Origin of the sequence: Butyrivibrio proteoclasticus, assembly GCF_900115735.1 — a bacterium.
Classification (GTDB): domain Bacteria; phylum Bacillota; class Clostridia; order Lachnospirales; family Lachnospiraceae; genus Butyrivibrio; species Butyrivibrio proteoclasticus_B.
Genome location: NZ_FOXO01000012.1, coordinates 45,045 through 67,342 on the forward strand (window position 1 = coordinate 45,045; position 22,298 = coordinate 67,342).

The window sequence follows — 22,298 nt, forward strand, 5'->3', positions numbered from 1 at the left end:
TTTTATGAGATTTTATAATGGATCACACTTCATCATTCTCTTTCTTTTTTCCAAAGAAAAGAAGTGAAATTGCAATTCCCGAAGCTATCACCACAACAAGCACTCTCATGCCTTCATTTGTAGTATCCTCTGTAGCAGCCCTTCTTGCTCCGAGTACTGCCGCTCCTGAAACAGGAGTTTCTCTTCTTGCCCCAAGCACTGCTGCAACAGGACTAGGCGCAACTACAGCAACAGGAATAGGAATAACTACTGTTGTGGTTGTTGGTGTATCAGGATCCGGATCTGGATCTGGTGGTGGATTATCTCCTTCACCAGGAACAAAACCTTTGTTTGAATCCTTATCATAAGCTGTTTCAGATACATGTTCTGCTGTAAGAGTTGTCCCGTCATACGGCTTGCTGTCTGAATCAGAGAACATATCAGTTTTTCTCTTGCTCACATGCAACCAGCCTATAATGTCCTCATCTTTTTTAATATCCGGGTTTACATTATACTTTTCTGTTTCACCCATTACGGTGTCAAGCTCTATTTCTACCACCTTAGTAAGATCAATTTTCTCACCATTAATAGTAGTGTCAATTGTCATTCCGGAGTAATCAAGAATGATAGGATAATGACCTACATCCATTCCTGCTCCGCCGTGAACATAAAGATTGTCGACTGTAATGTCAAGACCTCCAATATTTATTGTCTGAGCCTCAACCTTAATCGGATCTCCTGGCTTATCTTCAGCATAAGCAACTAATGTTCCCGCATTCAGAAGGTTTGATGCACCATTTTTTTGAGGCTTCAATGATCCGCTTAAGAATTGATTCTGTGTCAACCTCTCCATCAACAGACACATGTACTTCCATAATAGCCTGCTGAGTCACACCATTATATATAACATAAGTATCGCGACCTGTACCATCAGCATTGGCCTTTAATTTGATTTTTAATTTAATCTTCTCATCAGGAGGAGTTATTTCAAGATCTCCATATTCTCGCTCAATTTTATAGTTTTCTGCAAGTGTATTTTCTTGACGTGTGTAGTTAAAAGTATTAGCTCTTTCGACTTTCTTTATAGCAAGTAGCTTGCCTGTAAACTCAGTGCTTGCTGCTACTATACCTTCATTTGCCACAAAGCCTTCACCTTTTTCTTTATTGAAGGCAGTTGCAGTAATATCTCTTGCATACTTCTCACATGCTGCATAGCGCTCATCGGCAGTAAGATAAGTACCATCAAATTTCTTTGAAAGACTCTTTGAAGTAAGTGTAACAGTTCTTGGCTTAATCGTAAGTGTACTGTTATGAACCAATGTCATTCACTTTAGAATGTGATTTCCTTATATAGTTAGTTATGCACTGACATAGTGTATGAATTAATTTCTGAATCAGGCCAAGCTTTGACATATTGTTTTACTCCATCATTAGATATGAGATTACCTTCACTGTCAAGATTCCATACATTTCCTTTTGAATCCTTTTTAGTTTTATCTATAGTAGCTAACTTAAGTGCTCTTCCAAGCCACTTATCATTAGTATCAAAATGAGATCCATCATCCGGAAGATAATTACCTGTATCTTGACCTGTAGAACTATCCGGAAGTCGAACTCCATCCTTTAATACGTAGAAGTAAACAAGAACATCTTCAGGCTGAACGAAATTCCCCTCGCTCTCTGAATATATTTTGATATCGTAAGAGATTGTCTTTACTACATCAACATCAGCTCCAGTTTCTTCGTCAATAGTTTCTGTGATCTTATCTTCAAGATTGTTTTCAATTTCTGAAACCTGAAGCTCTGCATCATTAGGAAGAACTCCCGGCTCAGCATAAAGAGTAATCTTAACTCCATTTAAAACTACAGGATCCGGGCTAAACTCTTCTGCTTTTTCTTCAGAGCTTGAAAGCGCTGCTGCATCCGATGATGCAAGAGAAGCTGCATCTGCACTACCTCCCTCTCATAAAATCTCATAAAAAACTTTTTTATCATAAGAAAAAACCAATCATAAAAACCATCATAATGAGTCGTTTTTTTGTAAAAATAAATTAAAATTTCATAAAATGGACACATTTTATACATCTTTCTAAAAAGAAAATAAAGACGCAATCACAGTAACACTGCAATTGCGCCCAATTATTCCAGAAATTCCATATTCAGTTTTAATCATAAAAAACATAAAAACTGCTTTCTATAATTCAACAATTAGCATTATAGTTATTTTGCATTTTCTTTAACAAATTTTTTTATTCCCTTAAAAGTTTCAGGACTAATTATGTGTTCAATCCTGCAAGCATCGTTCTCTGCAATTTCCTCGTTAACTCCAGCCGTAAGCATCAAAAACTTAGTAAGGTTGGTATGCTTTTCATAAACCTTTTTAGCAGTCTTTAATCCTTCTTCTGTAAGAACAAGCTCGCCATCATTTTCCACAACGATCAGTCCGTTGTCTTTTAAGATTCCTACCGCTCTTGAAACGCTAGGTCTTGAAAAGCCAAGCTCATTGGCAACATCGATAGAACGGACCATTCCCTTCTTCTTTTTTAAAAGGTATATTGTCTCGATATAGTCTTCACCTGATTCGTGCATCTCAAAACCCCTCTCCACATTTTTTTAATATACAATGTACAGATTTTTCTTTTAATAATAAAATATAATGATATTATATTGCACACAATCAATTTTAGCAAGTACTATATCTTTTTTTATTCAACTAATTCTTTTATCATACGTTCTGTAGCTTTGTCATACTCTCTAAAAAGCCTTTTAGCAGCCTGAGAACGACCGTACACTTTCCAATACCCGCTATAAAGATAATTTTTACCTCCGTTGCACATAAAGCCATTAACATCTTCAAGTGGGTACCCCAGTATGATTCCCATCTCATGTGGAAAATCCATACGTTCCATAAGATAAAGACTATACCTAAAAGAAAACTCCTTTAGCACAGCATCCACATCCGTGCTCTCATACTCCAGTTTCCTTAAAAAAGAAGCTATCATATTCTTGTTCAGATATTTTGAAAGTCCTTTTCTATTGTAGAGCAAAAGAGTAAGCATCCCATTATTGTTTGATAAAGTCATTATTTCAACTTCTGTCCCCTTAAGCACATTTAAAACTTCCTCATAATTAATCGCCCTTGTAACAAATAGGGAAGCTATCTTTAGCCCTGCCAAAACAGGCGCGCAACTCAGCACCATCATATGTCTTACATTGTTTCTATCGATTTTATTTGCCAATTCTGTACTCATCCCAATTTTTCCTAAGCTTAACTATTCTCCTCCATATTTTAAACAAGAGCCAGGCCAAGATTTTTGCATGCGTCAATAGCCTCATCATCAGGAGCACTATTAGCAATTACTCCCTCATTACCAACTACTATCGCACCTGCTGCTTTCATTCTGTCAACCCAGTCGCGCATCCACTGACCATCTCCCCAACCATATGAACCAAAAAGGCCTAATTTCTTGCCAGCACATTGATTTTCAAATGTAGAGATAAACGGCTCAACTACAGATTCCTCTAAAACCTCAGCTCCCATTGCAGGACATCCAAATGCAATAGATGTATCCGATGAAAGGTCAGATGGACTGATAGCATCAAATGTCACAATCTCAGCCTCTGCGCCACCATGTCTTATTCCATCTGCCACTGCGTTTGCCATAGCCTCAGTATTACCACTTCCAGACCAATAAACTACTTTTACTTTGCTCATACTTATTCCTCCAGTATTCTTATATTTGTAAATGGAAACATATTAGATAAAAGTTAGCTATCGCTAACACAATAATGTTAGCATATGCTTACATGCCTATCAAGGTATTTTGAGGTACATCTATTGAGAAAAAATGTCGGTTACGCATGGCTCTGCTTTACTAATCACAATGCAAGCCTTAATACTTTTGCGTGAAAAGCAGACACAAACTCGAAAATGCTACGCATTTCCTCGTTCGTGTAGCTCGCCATATGGCATAAATCATTTTCCAGTGCAAGCACTGAAATGATTTATGCCGCATGGCTCTGCTTTACTAATCACAATGCAACCCCTAATACTTTTGCGTGAAAAGCAGACACAAACTCGAAAATGCTACGCATTTCCTCGTTCGTGTAGCTCGCCATATGTCATAAATCATTTTCCAGTGCAAGCACTGAAATGATTTATGCCGCATGGCTCTGCTTTTCACGCAAAAAGAAGCCGTCCTATTGGACGACTTCTTTGAATTATTTAGCGTATTCAGTTGCTCTACTCTCTCTAATGATATTAACTTTAATCTGACCAGGATATTCCATTTCATCCTCAATCTTCTTGGCAATATCACGAGCCATAAGTACCATATCGGCATCTGAAACCTGCTCAGGAACTACCATTACTCTGACTTCTCTACCAGCCTGAATAGCAAATGAGTGATCAACACCCTTAAAGCTATTGGTAATATCCTCGAGTTCTTTTAATCTGGATGTGTAAGTTTCTAAAGTTTCTCTTCTAGCGCCCGGTCTAGCTGATGAAATTGTATCAGCTGCCTGAACAAGGACTGCTATAAGTGACTGTGGCTCAACATCACCATGATGTGCCTCAACCGCATTGATAACGATCTGAGATTCCTTATACTTTTTACAGATATCTACACCAAGCTGAATATGTGAGCCTTCAAGTTCATGGTCAACAGCCTTACCAATATCATGTAAAAGACCTGCCCTCTTAGCAACACGGACATCAAGTCCAAGCTCGGATGCTAAAAGTCCGCAGAGCTGTGCTACCTCAACAGAATGCTTCAAGCAGTTCTGCCCATAGCTTGTTCTGAACTTCATACGACCAAGAATCTTGATAACTTCAGGATGAAGTCCATGAACTCCTGCCTCAATAGCAGCGTTTTCGCCTTCTTCTTTGATCTTGGCAGCAACTTCTTTCTGTGCCTTCTCAACCATTTCTTCGATTCTTGCCGGGTGAATTCTTCCATCAACAATAAGTTTCTCAAGTGCTATACGAGCGACTTCTCGACGTATAGGGTCAAAACCAGAGATTACTACAGCTTCCGGTGTATCATCAATAATAAGATCTACACCAGTCATTGTTTCAAGAGTTCTAATGTTTCTACCTTCTCTACCGATGATTCTACCTTTCATCTCATCGTTAGGAAGCTGAACTACTGATATTGTAGTTTCAGAAACATGGTCAGCTGCACAACGCTGAATTGCGTTAACAACTATCTCCTTAGCCCTCTTATCTGCTTCTTCCTTTGCCTCAGCTTCCATGTTTTTGATCATGACAGCTGATTCGTGTTTTACATCATCTTCGACAATTTTTAAAAGATACTCTTTTGCCTGCTCGGAGGTTAAGCCAGAGATTTTTTCAAGTTCCTGTATCCTCTGTTCGTTTAGCTTTGCAACCTCTTCACTCTTCTTGCTAAGTGCCTCTTCACGGGCATTTAAGCTTTGCTCTTTTCTTTCAATCGCTTCAGATCTTTTTTCGACGTTTTCCTCTTTCTGCTGAATCCTTCTCTCGGTACGCTGAACCTCATTACGACGGTCCTTTACTTCTTTCTCGAGATCATTACGTGTTTTCAGTGCCTCTTCCTTTACTTCAAGAAGTTTCTCACGCTTCGTTTCTTCGGCAGTTTTGAGTGCTTCGTCAATAATCTTTCTTGCCCTTTCCTCTGCACTTCCGATCTTACCCTCAGTTACTTTTTTCTGATAGCCTGTGGATATGAACCATGCTGCAACAAAAGCGACAAGAGCTGCTACTACTGCAATAATAACAGTGGTCATTACAGGAGCACCTCCTTATTCAATTTTCATTGTACAATATCTTGTATAGAGAGCCTAAAAAAATCCCTCTTTAATACAATTTTACAACACTTTAAATTTTACCTTTTATAAATGGCAGTGTCAAGAAGCGCAAATAGGATAAAGTCAGAAAATTAAAAGAAAAATTAAAAGTTATCCATTGCTTTTTTCACAATATCCATGCTATATCCTTTTCTAAGCAAAAATGCCATGATTTTTTGCTTTTCTTTGTATTCCATCTCAGGATCATAGTGTTTTTTTTGTAATAAATGGTTTATCTGATTAAACTCAGTCTCAGAAACGCTTTCAAAAAGCCCCTCATTCTCAAGTTCATCAAATATATCTAAAACAGTCTGTTTATCAATTCCTTTGGCCGAAAGATCCTGAATAACTCTATTCTTACTTCTGTTTTCGATATGATATATTATATAGTCTCTCGCAAATCTTTGGTCATCAAGATATCTGTATGATTTAACATACTCTATTGCCGCATCAATAGCATCATCTGAATATAAGCCTTCTGAAAGCTTATCTCTAAGCTTTTTTTCAGTATAATCTTTCTTCTGCAAAAGATTCATTGCTCTCTTAATAGCTCTTTTTGGAAGAAGTTCTTTTGTTATCGTTTCGTATGCGCTTTCTGATAATTCATTGTCAATCTTGATATTGTAATCTCTTAACTCACCTTTATAAAGAAGGAACGCAAACTCACCATCGATGTAAACTTTACTTCTTTTTTTATCAAATTCAATTATGTCTGAAATTATCACTTATTTATCCTCACTTAATTAGTGAATGTAATTTATATTGGTAATTGATGTTTAGCTTTTTCCCAAACTCTTTCCGGTAATAGCGCCATCCTTGAAACCAAAAAACAAAAATTCTCATATGCTATTATCGATATCAATAAACTCATGAGCGGCTGATACAATGCTACTTTCTTATAAAGTGTAGCATTCTGACTTTGGCTTTTCAAGGAACCCCCTGCAATTGAATGTTGGCTGCTTTTTTACTTCTTACTGCATTTCCCGTTTTTAACTTTTTTTGCTTTTAAAGTATTTTTTGCTTTTAAAATATTTTTCGCTTTTTAATCTATTACCCCCGGCTTTAAATCTACGAGCACTTAACCCAATGTTTTTTTGAATACTCATAACAGGTATTCCTCTATCTTACACTTGATCATCACGGAGCTAAGCGGAAACCTTGCTGATTCAAAGGTTGCTATAAAATTATCCCCAAACTTATATCCATTCTTTTCATAAGCATTTATCTTCGCAATAGTACTATTGGCATAATCCGGATTATCCATCATTCCAAAGTGCTCCCAAATAATTACTCTTCTTCGCCTTAAATTCAAACAATAAAAGTCCGGATGAACAGTGCCAAAACCTTTGAGATTTAAAGGAAATTCATAGTGATATAAAACTCCCTTTTGTTCTATCAAATTCGAAATCAACAGTTCTGCTTTTGATCTGACTCTGACTCCATTATTTGAAATGAACTCGGTACTGTCTTCTGAAAATGAAAGACCTTCATATTTAACAGCCTTCCAGCTTTCTATCAGCTGCATATCTGTCTTCATTATTGGTGTAATAAACTTTTGCCGTTTCGGAGTAAAGTTATCATAAACTTTTGTAATACCGAACTTTTCAAGCCTATAAATATAATGCTTAAGTTGTGTAAGTTCCGCGTCAGCAGCATCATAGACCTTTTTGTCATAATCACGTTGGATGATTCTCCTTGCAAGATTCTTCTGGCTTTGGGGAATATATTTTCCGTTTTTATCTTGAGGATTCTCTCTAATATAATACTGATCGACTCCATTGCTTTTTTGAATTCTTATTACTCCTTTTGGGGCTTTATTTAATTCCTCAGCCTTTGAAGATATTAGTTCCTGGAGCTTATATTTCCTTTCTTCCAACATAGTGAGTATATCCTGCCTCCAATAATTATCTTGATATATCAATGTTACCTCCCTTTTTGTACTTATTCTTGTTTATAGGACGTAGTATAAGGCAATTACATCTAGGTCTACCGACGAATTTACGTCCTCGTTGTCCCTCATGCTTGCTTTTGGGACGTAGTGTCTGGCGATTATCTTTAGGTCTACCGCCAAATTTACGTCCTTGATGTCCCTCGTGCTTGCTTTTGGGACGTAGTGTCTGGCGATTATCTTTAGGTCTACCACCAAATTTACGTCCTCGTTGTCCCTCATGCTTGCTTTTGGGACGTAGTGTCTGGCGATTATCTTTAGGTCTACCGCCAAATTTACGTCCTTGATGTCCCTCGTGCTTGCTTTTGGGACGTAGTGTCTGGCGATTATCTTTAGGTCTACCACCAAATTTACGTCCTTGATGTCACTCATGCTTGTTTGTGGGACGTAGTGTAAGGCAATTACATCTGTAAATTACGCGTAAATTAAATCGCAAGTACATAACATCGATGTAATCACCACAATTACCTTTTTATTTGCCGGATTAAATAATATAGTTGAATAGGGTACGCTGAATTTGCGTAGAAAATCGGTGGCCGGACGGCCACCGATAAATGAGTTTAACATAAAGAATCTAAAGAATGAGTCCAAATATACGAACATAAGCAATATCGAAACATCAGCTTTCATATACTTGATAAAACATCAGCTTTCAAATATCAGATAGAGCATGACTTCTTGAACTAAATTTCAGAAATCCGCATATACTGCGGATTTCGTGAGAATATGAGTATAGAGTCAACCAAGCCTCATCGACGAAGTCGATTTAAATTGGCTTGGTTGATGCATTCTTGAATTGTTGATTCAAGAATGCATACTCTAATTACTTAGACGCCTTACTCTTTTTGGCAGAAGTCTTTTCTCCATCTGCAGAATCAGCTAAAGCAGAATCATCGCTATTTGCGACTTTGTCAGCAGTTGTTGCAGCGGAAGCTGCTGAAAAATTATCTACAGGCAATCCGTAATGTGCACGAACCTTTGCTTCTATATCGTCTCTGATCTGAGGGTTGTTCTCAAGGTAGAGCTTAGCATTCTCACGTCCCTGTCCAATCTTTTCTCCCTCGTATTGATACCATGCGCCACTCTTATTGACAATATCAACACCTGCAGCCAGGTCAAGGATATCACCTGTAGCTGAAATTCCCTTGCCGAACATAATATCAAACTCAGCCTCTTTAAAAGGAGGAGCAATTTTGTTCTTGACTACCTTAACTCTTGTTCTATTACCAATGTTCTCTCCATTCTGCTTAATAGCCTCAATTCGACGAACATCCATACGAACAGAGGAATAGAACTTAAGAGCACGTCCACCTGTTGTAGTCTCAGGATTACCAAACATTACACCAACTTTTTCACGAAGCTGATTGATAAATACTACCGTACAATTTGACTTACTAATTACTGCAGTAAGTTTACGGAGAGCTTGTGACATAAGTCTCGCCTGAAGACCCACATGGGAATCTCCCATATCTCCGTCGATTTCTGCTTTTGGAACAAGGGCTGCAACTGAGTCAACCACAACTATATCGATAGCACCTGAGCGTACCATAGTCTCTGTGATTTCAAGAGCCTGCTCGCCACTGTCAGGTTGTGAAATATACAAATTATCAACATCAACACCGATATTCTTGGCATATACAGGATCAAGAGCATGTTCTGCATCAATGAATCCGGCTATACCTCCGCGCTTCTGTACTTCTGCTATCATATGCAGTGTAACTGTTGTCTTACCACTGGACTCAGGTCCGTAGATTTCAATAATTCTCCCCTTAGGAATGCCACCAAGACCAAGTGCAATATCAAGACTAAGTGATCCTGTTGGGATAGTTTCTATATTCATAGTATCTGATGAGTCGCCAAGCTTCATAACTGCGCCCTTACCGAACTGTTTCTCAATCTGTCCAAGAGCTGCCTCTAATGCTTTTTGTTTATCTTCTCTTTCCATACCAATCTCCTTTTAAGAACATTCGTTCTGTATATAAACATACTAAAACAAGTGTTCGATTGTGTCAATATTTTTTATACAAATTTGAAAATTCTTTTTAATTACTCCTTGAAATTCCCGGCAGAAATGCCAAAAAGATCTGTCTGCATACAGCATCTGATAAATGCTGTATTATCATATCCCCTTAGAACATACACAAGTCATTGCCAAAGAAAGGCAATGACTTGATAAAGGTTATCATATAAATACTTTGTTGTCAAAAATTTTTTAATTATATGCGCTCATATCATAATGTCTGCAAAGCGTTGCATATTCCTCATTTATAAGCTGAACTATGTCTGCATCTCCACTGATATTGTCAGGATGGAACATTTTCATGAGGTCTTTATATCTCTTTTTCAGTGTTAGCGGAGTATTCGCCCCTCTGAAAAGAATATCAAGAGCATCATACTCATTTTCTCTCTGATACATCTTTTCTCTCTCAAGCCTGATAAAGTCAGCTTCAAGTTTCTTTTTATCACTGTTTAACTGATCAAATCCGCTATTAAGGATTTTCAATCTCTGCTCAAATAAAGCATTGTCATTATTAAGTTTTTTTGACGCAGCTTCAAGCTTTCTTTCTGCTATATCCATTCTATCCCGGAAAGCCTGCTCATCTGCTTCCAAGCGAGCATAACGCTCAGCCAGCGCACTCTCCTCATTCTCGAGACGCACACTCTCTTTAAAAAGCCATACACGAAGCTCTGAAAGCTCATCCTCTGTACCATTTAGGATAATCTCTTCCAAATTTCTCTTTTCTTCCATAGTAATTGCCCCCATTACTACTGCCACATATATGTACCATGCCAAAAGGCAGTTCTCAACATTACTCCTTATTGTCTTCCTGCGGAAAAGCAATGTCTACCGCTTCACTGTCATCCATCATTTTTTCTTTTTTACTGGCAAAACGATCCACAATATCCGGTACAAGATCAAGAACTTTTGTAACAGCATCCTGATTCTTGATATTAACAAGTTTTGTGGAACCATTCTTGATAACAAGGACTGCACTTGGAGACATCTTTGCACCAAATCCACCTGTTCCTCCGTTCTTCTTGTCAGCAGATGTTGCACCGGCGCCAACACCAAATGATACATCTACCAAAGGAAGAACAATAGTATCACCCACCTGAGTAGGCTGGCCAACTACTGTTTTGGCCTCAATAACAGAATGCATTCCGTTTAATAATGACTCAACTACACCGTTAAAATTATTCTCTCCCATCATACCCTCCAGATAATCAGTTTTATTACGATCTTAATATTTTTTTGAAGCGCCTGACTACCTTTTTCACATCTTTGTCAAAAAAGCAAACCGCAACACTGTAAACTATAGTAAATACTGTGATATGGCCCTTCAAATGCGCATCCATTTCTATGACTTTCTCATCAAAATCCGGTTCAAAACTGACTTTGTTAAAAAGGAAAGGATACATAGCACCAAAGATACCTACCATCTCAGCAGTCTGTGCAGGATCACCGGTTCCAATGCCCAATCTGACATTACATTTGTCAGGAAGGATCATCTTAATTATCCGTACAAGTTTATGCTTTACGAGGTCAAATGCCCTCTTAAAGATGTCGTTCTCTATTGTGGCTTTAATCATACTAATCTTACCACAAACTCTAGATACTGTATATTGTATTTTCACAAACACATTTTGTGGCATTTCCAAAATATTGGTAACTTTATCTATAATATTCCAAAGCACATCTAAAAATGATCTGTGTTCCTCAAAAGCTTCTTCATCGGATTCTTGTCCAATAGCTTTATCCGCCTCTTCTGAATCTTCCTTAACTGCCTCCACATGATCATTATCAGGAATATTACTCATTTCCACTACACCACTTGAAGTAGTTTTATTCTCATCTTTATTATCTTTATTATCGGTCTTTTCCTCCTTTTTCCTTAAAGGAAAAACCTTAATGCCAAATAATCTGATTTCAAACTGCTTGTTCTCCGGATAAGAGATGCCTCCACTTACAATGTGAAGGAGCCAGGAAAATGACACCTTAGCATAAACTCTTTTTGCATCAAATTCCTCATCCAGATTTGTCCTGGGAATTGAACTGTCAATTCTATATCTGAGAGGAACAAACAGGATAAGAAGTAAAAGAATAAGGATAAATCCAATGACACAAAGCAGAATTATCCCTAATATTTTCAAAAAAGTTAATACACCCGCCAACATAAAAATCCCCGTTAATGAATCTTTCCTTTGCTTTCAAGATAATCAAGAAGTCTTCCGTCAAGTCCTGCCATGGATGCTTCCTGCGAAATTCTAAGCACCAGATCAACTGCTTCATCATGGCTTGATGCTATTCCATAGACAAAAGAAGGATGTACTTTAAAATAAGCCTGTTTCAAGAAAGCACAGTGAACGATATCAAGCTGATCATTCTCATTCAAAGCTCTTGTAACACAAAAAATAGAAAGCTGACCCGCTCCATGTTTTAATTTCCATTTGACAAGCGCCTTATTGCTTACAGAGGCTCCCCAGTACAGATTCTTATAAAACTCACAGAATCCTCTTTTTTTCATATTAACTCCCACGAAAAAAACTAAAATCAAATTAGTAATTTACCATCAATTTTATCATATTAAAGATGATTGTCATACTTTTTTACTCCACACCGAAATACGCATCAAAAATACGCTTGGCAATAGGAACCGCATAGCTGCCGCCGCTTCCTGCGTTTTCGACAATGATAGTTACACATATTTCAGGATCTTCAGCTGGAGCATATCCTGTAAACCACGCATGTGAGTCTGATTGAGAATTAAATTCAGCCGATCCGGTCTTACCAGCTGCACTATATGATAACCCCTTTAACTTACTGGCTGTTCCGGTTTGAACAACCTGTTCCATCATTTTCTTTAAAACAGCTGACTCTTCAGAAGACATAAGTCTCTTATACTTTTCAAATGAAACGTTTTCTACAACCTTCCCTTCTTCGCTCTTTACCTGAGTAAAGAAGCATGGTTTCATCAGAATTCCGTCATTAGCCACAGCACATGTGATCATATTCATATGCATTGGTGTTACCGATGTTGTTCCCTGGCCAATAGAAAGCTGCATTCTATCTGCATTTGACATATCAGCAGAATAATCAACACTACTCTTTGAATAAAGCACATCCAAAGGAAGGTCCTGACCAAACATCAGGTCATTTAAGGTAATGCTAAAAGCTTTTTCTGATATACCCATGCCTATGTTGGCAAATGATGAATTACAGGATTCAGCAAACGAAGTAAAAAGGTCAAGGCTTCCGTGAACCTGACCATGGTAACAGGAAATACTATCTTCGCCAACGCTAAAGCTTCCTGAACATGTATACCGGTACCCTGCATAATCTGTCGGATGATCTTTTAAATAAGCAAGTGAAGTAACAATCTTAAATGTTGATCCCGGAGGATAAAGCCCCTGAGTAGCTCTGTTTAACAATTTTGCATCAGTAGATTTATCAGCCAAAAGGCTATCCCACTCCTGAGCTATAGAATTCGGATCAAAATCAGGTTTTGAAACCATCGCTAATATTTCACCGGTTTTAGGATTGGAAACAACTATTGCCCCTTTCCTTGCTGATAGCGCATTATAAGCCACTTCCTGGAGAGTTACATCCAAAGTGCTGACAACATTATCACCGGGATACTTATCACCTGCAGCATCAAGTCTTACCTTCTCAGAAAGTTCAACATTGGTATTGATAAGATAATAGTTAGCAAGCGCTTCTATTCCGGCCTTACCATTAGTTGCATAACCAACCACATGGGCAAATTCTTTTTCATAGGGATAGACTCTTATTTCCTTTCCATCCTCTGTTTCCTGTGAATAAGCTAAAACTTCCCCATCTCTGGAAAGAATCTTTCCTCTTGAATTCTGAGCCAAAAGAATAGCCTGCCTTGTATTAAAACTATTATTCATAAGGGTCTGCCTGTTTGAGTATGAATAGTAGCAGATATATCCAAGCATGGCCCCGAACAAAACAGCATAGAACACAGAAAGCACAATTATTGGATATGATCTTATCTTCCTTCTGTTAGTATTCTTTTCTTCTCTCATTTTCTCTGCGCCTCTTCATTCTTTCAATAGCTTCATATCTCTCATCTGTTCTGATCATAAAGATTCCCTGAGTTATCATTATCATCATAATGGTCACTAATACAGATGAGCCGCCATAGCTCACAAACGGGAGTGTTACTCCGGTAAGCGGAATAAATTTTGATCCGCCGCCAATTGTAAGGAAAGTCTGAAAAATATAGGCCACTCCTATTCCGCAGACTACAAGTCTGTAATATGTATCTCTAAGAAAATAACCAAGTCTCATTATTTCAATGAATGTACTGACACAGACAAGTGCTATAAGTACAGCAAAAATAACCCCCATCTCCTCTGCTATGGCAGAAAAAATGAAGTCCTGCTCCACAAATGGAATTGACTTAGGCGTTCCTCCGTATAACCCAAGTCCAAACCATCCACCTGAACTTATACCAAAAAGAGACTGTGATAACTGATAACCTGTTGATTCGATATCAGAGAAAGGATCAAGCCATGCCTGAACTCTGACCTGAATATGTGAAAAGAGCTTATATGCGATCACACTAGCCAGTGCTCCAAAAGAAAGACCAATTGCCAGATATCCCACATTTTCTGTTGATATATATATAAGTGCCAGATATACTACAAAAAATATAAGAGCGCTCCCCAGATCTTTTGACAAAACAAGAATTATTACATGTATTGCAGCAACCACAGAGGCAAGGAATATCTGCCAAATGTTTTCTGCACTATCAAGAGCTCCCGCCATAAAAAACAAAAAGAGAATCTTAACAAATTCAGAAGGCTGAAGTGTTATTCCACCAATCGTATAAGTGATCTTTGATCCGTTAGTAACAGCTCCCAAAAAAAGAACTATTCCTATTGCCACAACACCCATAACTGCATATAACCATGTAAATTTCTTTAGAAATTCAAATCTGAATATGATCTCGGGCACAATAAAACCTACCACAAATGAAGCGACAATAATAAAGAATTGCTTTACAGCTCTGTCATATGACAGCCTCGTAAGCATAATGAGTCCTATCATCATAAGCATACAGCTGTTGTTTATAATAAGCCTGTTCCCGTCAGGATATACAACATAAAACAAAAGAAGGACTGATGAAAAGGCAATTATCTGGAAAGCAAAGAAAAAAAGATAAACCGGCTTTCCGGTTCTTGCCATTATCTGAATAAAACATGCAATTTGGACAGCAAACATTAATATAATTTGTCTTATATACAGTCCCGTTCTCTTTTTTTCGGTTTTCCATCTAAATGCAACAAATGCCTCCAATGTATATAAAAACATAAGAAAAGCTATAACATATTTTGATATTTCAGTTACATATAATTCCATTTGTCTATTCTACTCCGCGTTTAAAATGCCCGGTTGTAAATATTAGATCATTAAGTTCGCCCATAACGCCATTTAATATAAAGTCTGTATATCCATTAAGAACCTTTAATGAGGCCGTACCATCTTCAATTGTCAGATCAACTCTGTAATTGTCAAAAGAAAATCTTCCTGCAATATTCTCTATTTTTTTATGAAGAGATGTTGGAAGCGCATTCCAAATAACATTGTAGCAGTTGCGGCAATTGGTTGTTACCTTAAGCTCATTGCCCATTCTGTCTACAATAGCAGTTTGAGAAGCCAATATTTTCCCCTGATTACCGCTGCATCTATCAAGTGTTTTTTTAATGCAGCCTGCACTGACCATCATTGGCGCATATCCATAAACATTAAAGGATACAGGAATACCAAGGTTCTTCCTGACCTTATCAGTTACTTCAGCAGCCTCGTGGATAGTAAGTTCCAACGGGACAGATACTTCCGACACCAAATCTTTTACCATGGCAGCTGCCTGTTCGTTCCAAATATACATACCATAATCAAGAACAATATTACCTGTATATCCTCTGAACTTAAGTATCCCAAGCTGTTCAAGATTTCGCACAAGAAGCCCTGAAACTCCCTTCTCTATAGCAGAATCTGCTATCTTTTCAATATCAAGAGTTCCATCAAAGCTTTCATGCCTTGTCATGTACGGAAGCGCAACAAAAAGTTCTGCTCCTTCACCGTCAAAAGAGCCATCACTCCCCAAAAAAAGATTACTATCGATATAAATTCTGGAAATAGCATGCTTTTTTCTCTGAACCTCAAGCACACTCTTAAGCTGCTGAGTGGTATTTACAAGAACGTGAAGGCAAGGCTTGTGATCAGCTAGTGTTTGCGTCTTTCTTCCAAGCTCAACCGCACATTCTTCCATTACCTGTCCAATATCAGAATCATTATTCGGCTCAGTAATGCATGCAATCATCTGATCACATAGATTCCTTCTAAGCTCGTTAAGCTCACTTACAGGAATAAAAATACCCTTCCCGCTCCCACGATCATCTATATCTATATCAATTCTCTCAGGCTCAAATACTGTGCCTCCAAACTTTGAAATCTGTTTAAGAACGTTTTCCTTGTCCATAGGGCGTTTTGAAGCCTCCTGAACTTTGTTGCCATGAGTTTCAAGAGCAATTTCACGTTCACCATGAACAAGAGCCATGGTAAGGGATGCCTCTTCTCCAACACATAGCCTGCACTTAAGCTTACATTTAAGCTTCAACTCTTTATCAAGATATTTCTCTTTTACATCAGAAAGCACCTTATCAGAAGTGCCGTTATAAGACGGAGAATCAAGAGTTACCATGTCCTTGCCGTTGTGCTTGTGGTAATATCCCTGACTAATCTGAGATCTTAAATATAGAGAATTGAGTATATCCATATCCTCTTTTGAAATCTCATGATGAGCAGCAGGATCTTTATAGTACAGATCAATATACTTGCGATAAATAGATGTAACGCCGGCAGCATATTCAGGGCGCTTCATTCTACCTTCAATCTTAAAAGAATCTATTCCGGCTTCAATAAGTTCAGGAATGATAGAAACAGTACACATATCCTTAAGGCTAAGCGGATACTGCTCCTTTGATTGTGAGCCAGCCAAGTAGTAAGGAAGTCTGCAGGGCTGCGCACATCTTCCTCTGTTGCCGCTTCTGGTTCCAACCATGCTACTAAAGAGACACATTCCAGAATAGCAGTAACACATTGCGCCATGAATAAAGGCTTCTACTTCAACATCAGCCTTTTCCCTGATCTCTCTCATCTCCATAAGGCTAAGCTCTCTTGCAGGAACGACTCTTACACAGCCAAGGTCCTTTAAGAGTTTTGCTCCATTTACACCTGTTACAGTGGCCTGTGTACTTGCATGAAGCTCAATATCCGGAAACTCATCTCTTATAAGTTTCATGACGCCAAGGTCCTGAACAATAACCCCATCAAGCTTTTTTTCTGCAAAAGGCAACATAAAATCATATAACTCGCCGTACTCTCTCTCTTTTACAAGAGTGTTCACAGTCATGTAGATTTTTTTGCCAAATAAATGAGCATAAGAAATAGCATCCAAAACCTGCTGAGTGTCAAAATTATCAGCATAAGCTCTGGCGCCAAATTTCGCTCCACCAAGATAAACGGCATCTGCGCCTGCATTAAAGGCGCCCACCATTGTTTCATAGCCCCCGGCCGGGGCAAGTAATTCTACTCTCTTCATTTTTTTTACTCAAAAATAGGCTGTCATTAAGACAGCCTAAACAATCATTTTTTACTTCCTGTTCCCTTAACCTGAGTCTCAAGCTGAATGATCTTTTTGGACGAATCATCAAGCTTAGTCTGCAGGCTCTTACTGTTCTTTTCAGTATTCTCAAGTTTAATCTGGGTTGCGATAAGCTCGTGTTTTAAATCATAAAGCTCTTTTTCTTTTTCTGAAAGCTGTTCTTCCATAAGCTCAATCTGCTTTTTAGATTTAAAATAATCATCTGCTATATTGAGCTGCAGCAGAACATTCTGAGTATCAATCGGTTGCCTCTTGAAACCATCAATTTTATTGTATTCAGAAATCTTGTTGTTGATATATGAAGCAACCTTCTGCAGATACTCCTCACTTTCATATCCGCTTAAGGTAAAAACTTTCCCACCAATGATAACTTCGGTATCTGTCTTGGATGCCATGTAAACTCTCCCCCCGAACACAAATTAGTTGTCGAATTAGTACGTTTTATACTTCATGATTATATATCGCCATCACTTGGGTTTTCAAGCCCTAAATGATGATATGCCTCATCAGTCACAACTCTTCCCCTGGGCGTTCTATTAATAAGACCATTCTTTATCAGGTAAGGCTCATAGACATCTTCTATAGTACCGGAATCCTCACCTATTGCAGCTGCGAGCGTATCAAGTCCTACAGGGCCGCCGCCGAACTTATTTATCATGGTCAAAAGTATATTTCTGTCAGTGTGATCAAGCCCAAGTTTATCGACATCCATAAGATCCAAAGCCACATTTGCGACTTCTTCCGTTATGGAACCATCATACCTTACCTGTGCAAAATCTCTTACTCTCTTAAGTATCCTGTTGGCAAGACGCGGAGTTCCACGGCTTCGCCTTGCCATCTCTTTTGCTCCATTTGGGTCAACATCCACATTCAAAACTCTTGCAGACTGCCTGATAATAGAACAAAGCTCATCAATATCATAAAACTCCATCCTGTGTATCATGCCAAATCTATCACGAAGAGGCGCCGAGAGCATTCCTGCCCTCGTTGTCGCTCCAATCAGTGTGAAGTGTGGAAGATCAAGCCTTATAGACCTTGCTGTAGGCCCCTTTCCTATCATGATATCGATGCAATAGTCCTCCATTGCAGGATAAAGAACTTCCTCAACCTGTCTGTTTAGTCTATGTATTTCATCAACAAAAAGAACATCTCCCTCCTGCAGATTGTTGAGTATTGCAGCCATATCGCCAGGTTTTTCTATGGCAGGACCTGAAGTTATCTTTATATTAACCCCCATCTCATTGGCAATAATGCTGGCAAGTGTTGTCTTTCCAAGTCCGGGAGGCCCGTAAAAAAGGAGGTGATCAAGGCTCTCTCCTCTTCCCTTTGCTGCCTCTATATATATCTTAAGGCTTTCTTTTATTTTCTTTTGTCCAATATATGAGTCAAGGCTCCTTGGCCTGAGTGAGCCCTCTATTTTGGCATCCTCTGCGTTTTCCTGAGCGTCCACTCCCCTGGCATTTGTTACTATCTTACGTTTTTCCATACAATTCTTCCCTGTTACAATCTATTTTCAAAACATCTCTTTTAATGCCTGCTTTAAGAGCAGCTCAGTGTCATTTGACATTTCCGGATTAACGGAAAGCACTTTCCTTACTGCCTTTGTTGCATCCGTAGCATTATATCCGAGAGAAACAAGCGCTGCCACAGCCTCATCTCTTGCAGGGCTATCGCTTTCAGAAACCTCCGCAGAAGAAAGACCTGCCGCAGAAGAAAGCATACTGTCTTCTGTTGCCTTTATCTTATCCCTGAGTTCAAGAGTAATTCTCTCCGCTGTCTTTTTTCCAACTCCGGGAGCCTTTGAAATTGCGCCACTATCTCCTGCAATAATAGCAAACCTCAGATCATCCGGCGTCATAACTGACAAAATGGCAAGACCGCCTTTAGGTCCTATGCCATTAACAGTAATGAGCATCTTAAAAAGATTAAGCTCATCCCTTGAAAGAAAACCAAACAACGTAAACGCATCTTCTTTTACATTGGTATATGTGTAGAGCTTAACCGCTTCGCCTATTCCAGGCATCCTGTCCATTGTGGACCCTGATATATTCACATTGTAGCCAACGCCATTAACATCAACTACAGCATTTCCCTCTTCAATACTCTCCAAAATTCCATTCACATATGCTATCAAATTCTTATCCCCGTTTTCACTTAATTCATAACTTGTATTGTAACATTAATTTAGCAATTATTTTTATGATAACTTAAAAAACTCCCGCACCACAGGTGCAGGAGTTCTCTTATATCAATATATCTATACGCACATAAAAAACATTACTCAATCACATGAATCCAGCCTTCAGGAGCCTCAACTGTGCCCATCTGGATGCCTGTAAGTGTGTCATAAAGCTTTTTGATAACTGGTCCCATCTCGTTCATACCGCTTGGGAAGCAAATCTCTCTGCCATGATCATTGATCTTGCCAACAGGGCTGATAACAGCTGCTGTTCCGCAAAGTCCCATCTCAGCGAAGTTATCTACTTCTGAAAGCTTAACTGGTCTCTCCTCAACATTAAGCCCCAGAATCTCTCTTGCAACATAAACGATTGATCTTCTTGTGATAGATGGAAGAATTGAATCTGTGTGTGACTGTGGAACTACGAGTCCACCATCCTTTGTAACAAAGATGATGTTTGCTCCACCTGTCTCTTCGATATATGTTCTTGATTCTGCATCAAGATATACATTTTCTGCAAATCCTTCTTCATGAGCTGTAACGATAGCATGTAAGCTCATAGCATAGTTAAGGCCTGCCTTGATATTTCCTGTACCATGTGGTGCTGCTCTGTCAAAATCACTTATCTTAACAACAATTGGCTTTGCGCCGCCCTTAAAATATGGTCCTACAGGAGTAACAAAGATTCTGAATTGATACTCATCAGCAGGTTTAACACCTATAACATTGCCTGTAGCGAACATTACAGGTCTGATATAAAGTGTAGCTCCACTTCCATATGGAGGAACCCAGTCTCTGTTAGCTGCAACAACTTCTTCTACAGCCTTGATAAATCTGTCTTCAGGGAAAGGAGGCATCTCAAGTCTCTTGGCTGAATCAACCATTCTCTTAGCATTGAGGTCAGGTCTGAATGTAACGATCTTGCCATCTTCTGTTTCGTATGCCTTGAGACCTTCAAAACATTCCTGCGCATAATGAAGAACACCTGAATCCTCGCTCAATACAACTTTTGAATCCTCTGTAAGGCATCCGTCATCCCACTTACCATCCTTGAAGTTGGATACATATCTCTTATCCGCTACCATGTAGCCAAATCCAATATTTGCCCAATCTAAATTCTTTTTACTCATAATCTTCATCCCCTTTTGGACTTTAATACGTCAAAGCGTTAATAAATATCATTATAGTCTTTTAAAAACTTTCGTCAAGACTAAAGAATCAAGCTTTATCAATTCTTTAATTAGGTCTTATCACTTTTATCATCTTTTGCCTGTTCAGGAGACTTATCTGCCTTTGCAACTTTTTTCTGTCTTGCTGCCTCTTTAATACCATCCACATTGAAGATTTTTTTGAAGGTATCCGCCTCCTTGCTGGCATTGAACTTAACGTTCCCTTTATCGCTCAACGGCTTGTACTGTTTGTCCTCAATGTATGCCAAATCATAATAGTCCTCTGTGTTGGTACTAAGATTCTTCTTTTCCAAAAGAATGTTTGTGATCCATCCAACAAAAGCATAGAACACTGCAAAGATAGGCACACCGATAAGCCATCCAATAATTCCCCAAAGTCCTCCGAACAATGTTATCGAAAAGATAACCCAAAAACTTGAAAGCCCCGTTGAACTACCAAGAATCATCGGTCCTAATATATTGCCGTCAAACTGCTGAAGCACAATGACAAAAATCAGAAATATCAAAGCCTCGACGGGATCAATGAGCACCAGTAAAAGAGCTCCAGCTATTCCTCCGATGTATGGACCAAAGAAAGGAATAATATTTGTTACGCCTACAATAACTGAAATCAGCACCGGATAATCAATTTTAAGAAGAAGCGCACCAATATAGCAAATAACACCAATGATAAGTGAATCTATAATCTTACCGCCAATGAAGTTCTCAAACGTTGTCTTTGTAAATCTGAATCCTCCAATAAGCTCATTGGCAAAACTCTCCCTAAAGAAAGAATAAGCCATTTTTTTGCCTACAGTGGTAAACTTTTCTTTTGAGTTAAGAACATAAATAGCAACAATAATACCAACAACCAGATTTATGATCACACCAACAATCGAAAAAACACTTTTTGATGCGACTTTCACGATTGTGTTAACATTTGGCAGCATAGGAAGGAGTTTTTTGGTCAAAAACTCACTTAAATTCTCGTAGTATGCATCAAGCTGAGAATCAATGATTTTTTGAAGGTCAGGATTATTGCTAAGGAACAGATTGGAATACTCATCTACATTCTTTACATAAATCGGAAGATTTGTAGCAATTTCTTTAATACTGTCAACCAATTGAGGAATGATGATCCTGAAGAGGCTATACACTATTAAAATGAAAATAATCATTGTCAAAAGAACTGCTATTTTTCTTATCTTAGCTCTTCTCTTCTTATCTTTTTTGCCATATTCAGAGGTCTCTTTTCCAATCACCTTAAACAACGGATAAAGAATCTTTTCCTCAATTCCCTCTAAAAGCGGAAGTAAAACAAATGCAATAGCTATACCGATTATGATTCCGGATAGAGAATCAATTATCCCGCCGATGGATCTCGCCAGAGTTTTTCCATCAAAAATCACATAGTAAGTCAGCATCAGCGCCACGGCTAATACAAATATAGTAAACGCCCAGGTTACCTGGTTTTTCTCTGGTTTCATTTTCATATTTGATTC

General features: G+C 38.5%; 22 protein-coding genes. All 22 read right to left on the bottom strand.

From position 1 onward, the window contains the following. Nucleotides 1-22: 22 nt before the first annotated feature. Nucleotides 23-793: a hypothetical protein gene (locus BM146_RS09025; RefSeq protein ID WP_074887590.1), complete on the bottom strand. Its 771-nt coding sequence runs from the start codon at nt 791-793 to the stop codon at nt 23-25. Then, nucleotides 729-1,298, bottom strand: a complete 570-nt coding sequence (locus tag BM146_RS09030; RefSeq protein ID WP_143087456.1) for a hypothetical protein — start codon at nt 1,296-1,298, stop codon at nt 729-731. Before BM146_RS09030 ends, BM146_RS09025 begins: the two co-directional genes overlap by 65 nt. 901 nt (nt 1,299-2,199) lie before the next feature. Then, nucleotides 2,200-2,568 carry a metal-dependent transcriptional regulator gene (locus tag BM146_RS09040; protein WP_022776023.1) on the bottom strand — a complete coding sequence of 123 codons (369 nt, stop codon included), beginning with the start codon at nt 2,566-2,568 and terminating at the stop codon, nt 2,200-2,202. A gap of 116 nt (nt 2,569-2,684) precedes the next feature. Next, complete coding sequence (locus tag BM146_RS09045) at nt 2,685-3,230, bottom strand: DUF3793 family protein (RefSeq protein WP_074887598.1); 546 nt, start codon at nt 3,228-3,230, stop codon at nt 2,685-2,687. Nucleotides 3,231-3,268: 38 nt separating this feature from the next. Beyond that, entirely contained in the window at nt 3,269-3,694 is a 426-nt protein-coding gene (locus BM146_RS09050) for a flavodoxin (RefSeq protein WP_074887602.1), read from the bottom strand. Nucleotides 3,695-4,200: 506 nt separating this feature from the next. Beyond that, entirely contained in the window at nt 4,201-5,745 is a 1,545-nt protein-coding gene (gene rny, locus BM146_RS09055) for a ribonuclease Y (RefSeq protein WP_074887605.1), read from the bottom strand. 164 nt (nt 5,746-5,909) lie between these two features. Continuing rightward, the gene (locus BM146_RS09060) at nt 5,910-6,530 is read right to left on the bottom strand and encodes a regulatory protein RecX (protein WP_074887609.1); all 621 of its coding nucleotides are present in this window, start codon (nt 6,528-6,530) and stop codon (nt 5,910-5,912) included. 377 nt (nt 6,531-6,907) lie between these two features. Continuing rightward, on the bottom strand, nt 6,908-7,684 hold the full coding sequence (locus BM146_RS09065) for a hypothetical protein (RefSeq protein ID WP_074887612.1): 777 nt from the start codon (nt 7,682-7,684) through the stop codon (nt 6,908-6,910). Nucleotides 7,685-7,756: 72 nt separating this feature from the next. Then, complete coding sequence (locus tag BM146_RS09070; protein WP_177201630.1) at nt 7,757-8,125, bottom strand: hypothetical protein; 369 nt, start codon at nt 8,123-8,125, stop codon at nt 7,757-7,759. Between the two features lie 451 nt (nt 8,126-8,576). Beyond that, nucleotides 8,577-9,698, bottom strand: coding sequence for a recombinase RecA (gene recA / locus BM146_RS09075; RefSeq protein ID WP_074887618.1), 1,122 nt, complete (start codon nt 9,696-9,698; stop codon nt 8,577-8,579). Nucleotides 9,699-9,965: 267 nt separating this feature from the next. Continuing rightward, nucleotides 9,966-10,547: a J domain-containing protein gene (locus tag BM146_RS09080; protein ID WP_143087457.1), complete on the bottom strand. Its 582-nt coding sequence runs from the start codon at nt 10,545-10,547 to the stop codon at nt 9,966-9,968. Between the two features lie 16 nt (nt 10,548-10,563). Then, complete coding sequence (locus BM146_RS09085; protein ID WP_074887623.1) at nt 10,564-10,962, bottom strand: GerW family sporulation protein; 399 nt, start codon at nt 10,960-10,962, stop codon at nt 10,564-10,566. 25 nt (nt 10,963-10,987) lie between these two features. Further along, nucleotides 10,988-11,929 (bottom strand): DUF2953 domain-containing protein, encoded by a 942-nt coding sequence (locus BM146_RS09090; protein ID WP_074887626.1) that lies wholly within the window; start codon nt 11,927-11,929, stop codon nt 10,988-10,990. Nucleotides 11,930-11,940: 11 nt separating this feature from the next. After that, nucleotides 11,941-12,279 carry a hypothetical protein gene (locus BM146_RS09095; protein WP_074887630.1) on the bottom strand — a complete coding sequence of 113 codons (339 nt, stop codon included), beginning with the start codon at nt 12,277-12,279 and terminating at the stop codon, nt 11,941-11,943. A gap of 82 nt (nt 12,280-12,361) precedes the next feature. Then, nucleotides 12,362-13,801 (bottom strand): peptidoglycan D,D-transpeptidase FtsI family protein, encoded by a 1,440-nt coding sequence (locus tag BM146_RS09100; RefSeq protein ID WP_074887636.1) that lies wholly within the window; start codon nt 13,799-13,801, stop codon nt 12,362-12,364. Beyond that, nucleotides 13,779-15,140 carry an FtsW/RodA/SpoVE family cell cycle protein gene (locus BM146_RS09105; RefSeq protein WP_074887639.1) on the bottom strand — a complete coding sequence of 454 codons (1,362 nt, stop codon included), beginning with the start codon at nt 15,138-15,140 and terminating at the stop codon, nt 13,779-13,781. Before BM146_RS09105 ends, BM146_RS09100 begins: the two co-directional genes overlap by 23 nt. A 4-nt stretch (nt 15,141-15,144) precedes the next feature. Then, nucleotides 15,145-17,385: a peptidase U32 family protein gene (locus tag BM146_RS09110; RefSeq protein ID WP_074887641.1), complete on the bottom strand. Its 2,241-nt coding sequence runs from the start codon at nt 17,383-17,385 to the stop codon at nt 15,145-15,147. 44 nt (nt 17,386-17,429) lie between these two features. Further along, nucleotides 17,430-17,843: a cell division protein ZapA gene (gene zapA / locus BM146_RS09115; protein ID WP_022776040.1), complete on the bottom strand. Its 414-nt coding sequence runs from the start codon at nt 17,841-17,843 to the stop codon at nt 17,430-17,432. A 59-nt stretch (nt 17,844-17,902) separates the two neighbouring features. Further along, nucleotides 17,903-18,934, bottom strand: coding sequence for a Holliday junction branch migration DNA helicase RuvB (gene ruvB / locus BM146_RS09120; protein ID WP_074887643.1), 1,032 nt, complete (start codon nt 18,932-18,934; stop codon nt 17,903-17,905). Between the two features lie 27 nt (nt 18,935-18,961). Further along, on the bottom strand, nt 18,962-19,570 hold the full coding sequence (gene ruvA, locus BM146_RS09125; RefSeq protein ID WP_242949375.1) for a Holliday junction branch migration protein RuvA: 609 nt from the start codon (nt 19,568-19,570) through the stop codon (nt 18,962-18,964). Between the two features lie 155 nt (nt 19,571-19,725). Continuing rightward, complete coding sequence (locus BM146_RS09130) at nt 19,726-20,766, bottom strand: branched-chain amino acid aminotransferase (protein WP_330391802.1); 1,041 nt, start codon at nt 20,764-20,766, stop codon at nt 19,726-19,728. 101 nt (nt 20,767-20,867) lie between these two features. After that, entirely contained in the window at nt 20,868-22,289 is a 1,422-nt protein-coding gene (locus BM146_RS09135) for an AI-2E family transporter (RefSeq protein ID WP_074887652.1), read from the bottom strand. Nucleotides 22,290-22,298: the final 9 nt, after the last annotated feature.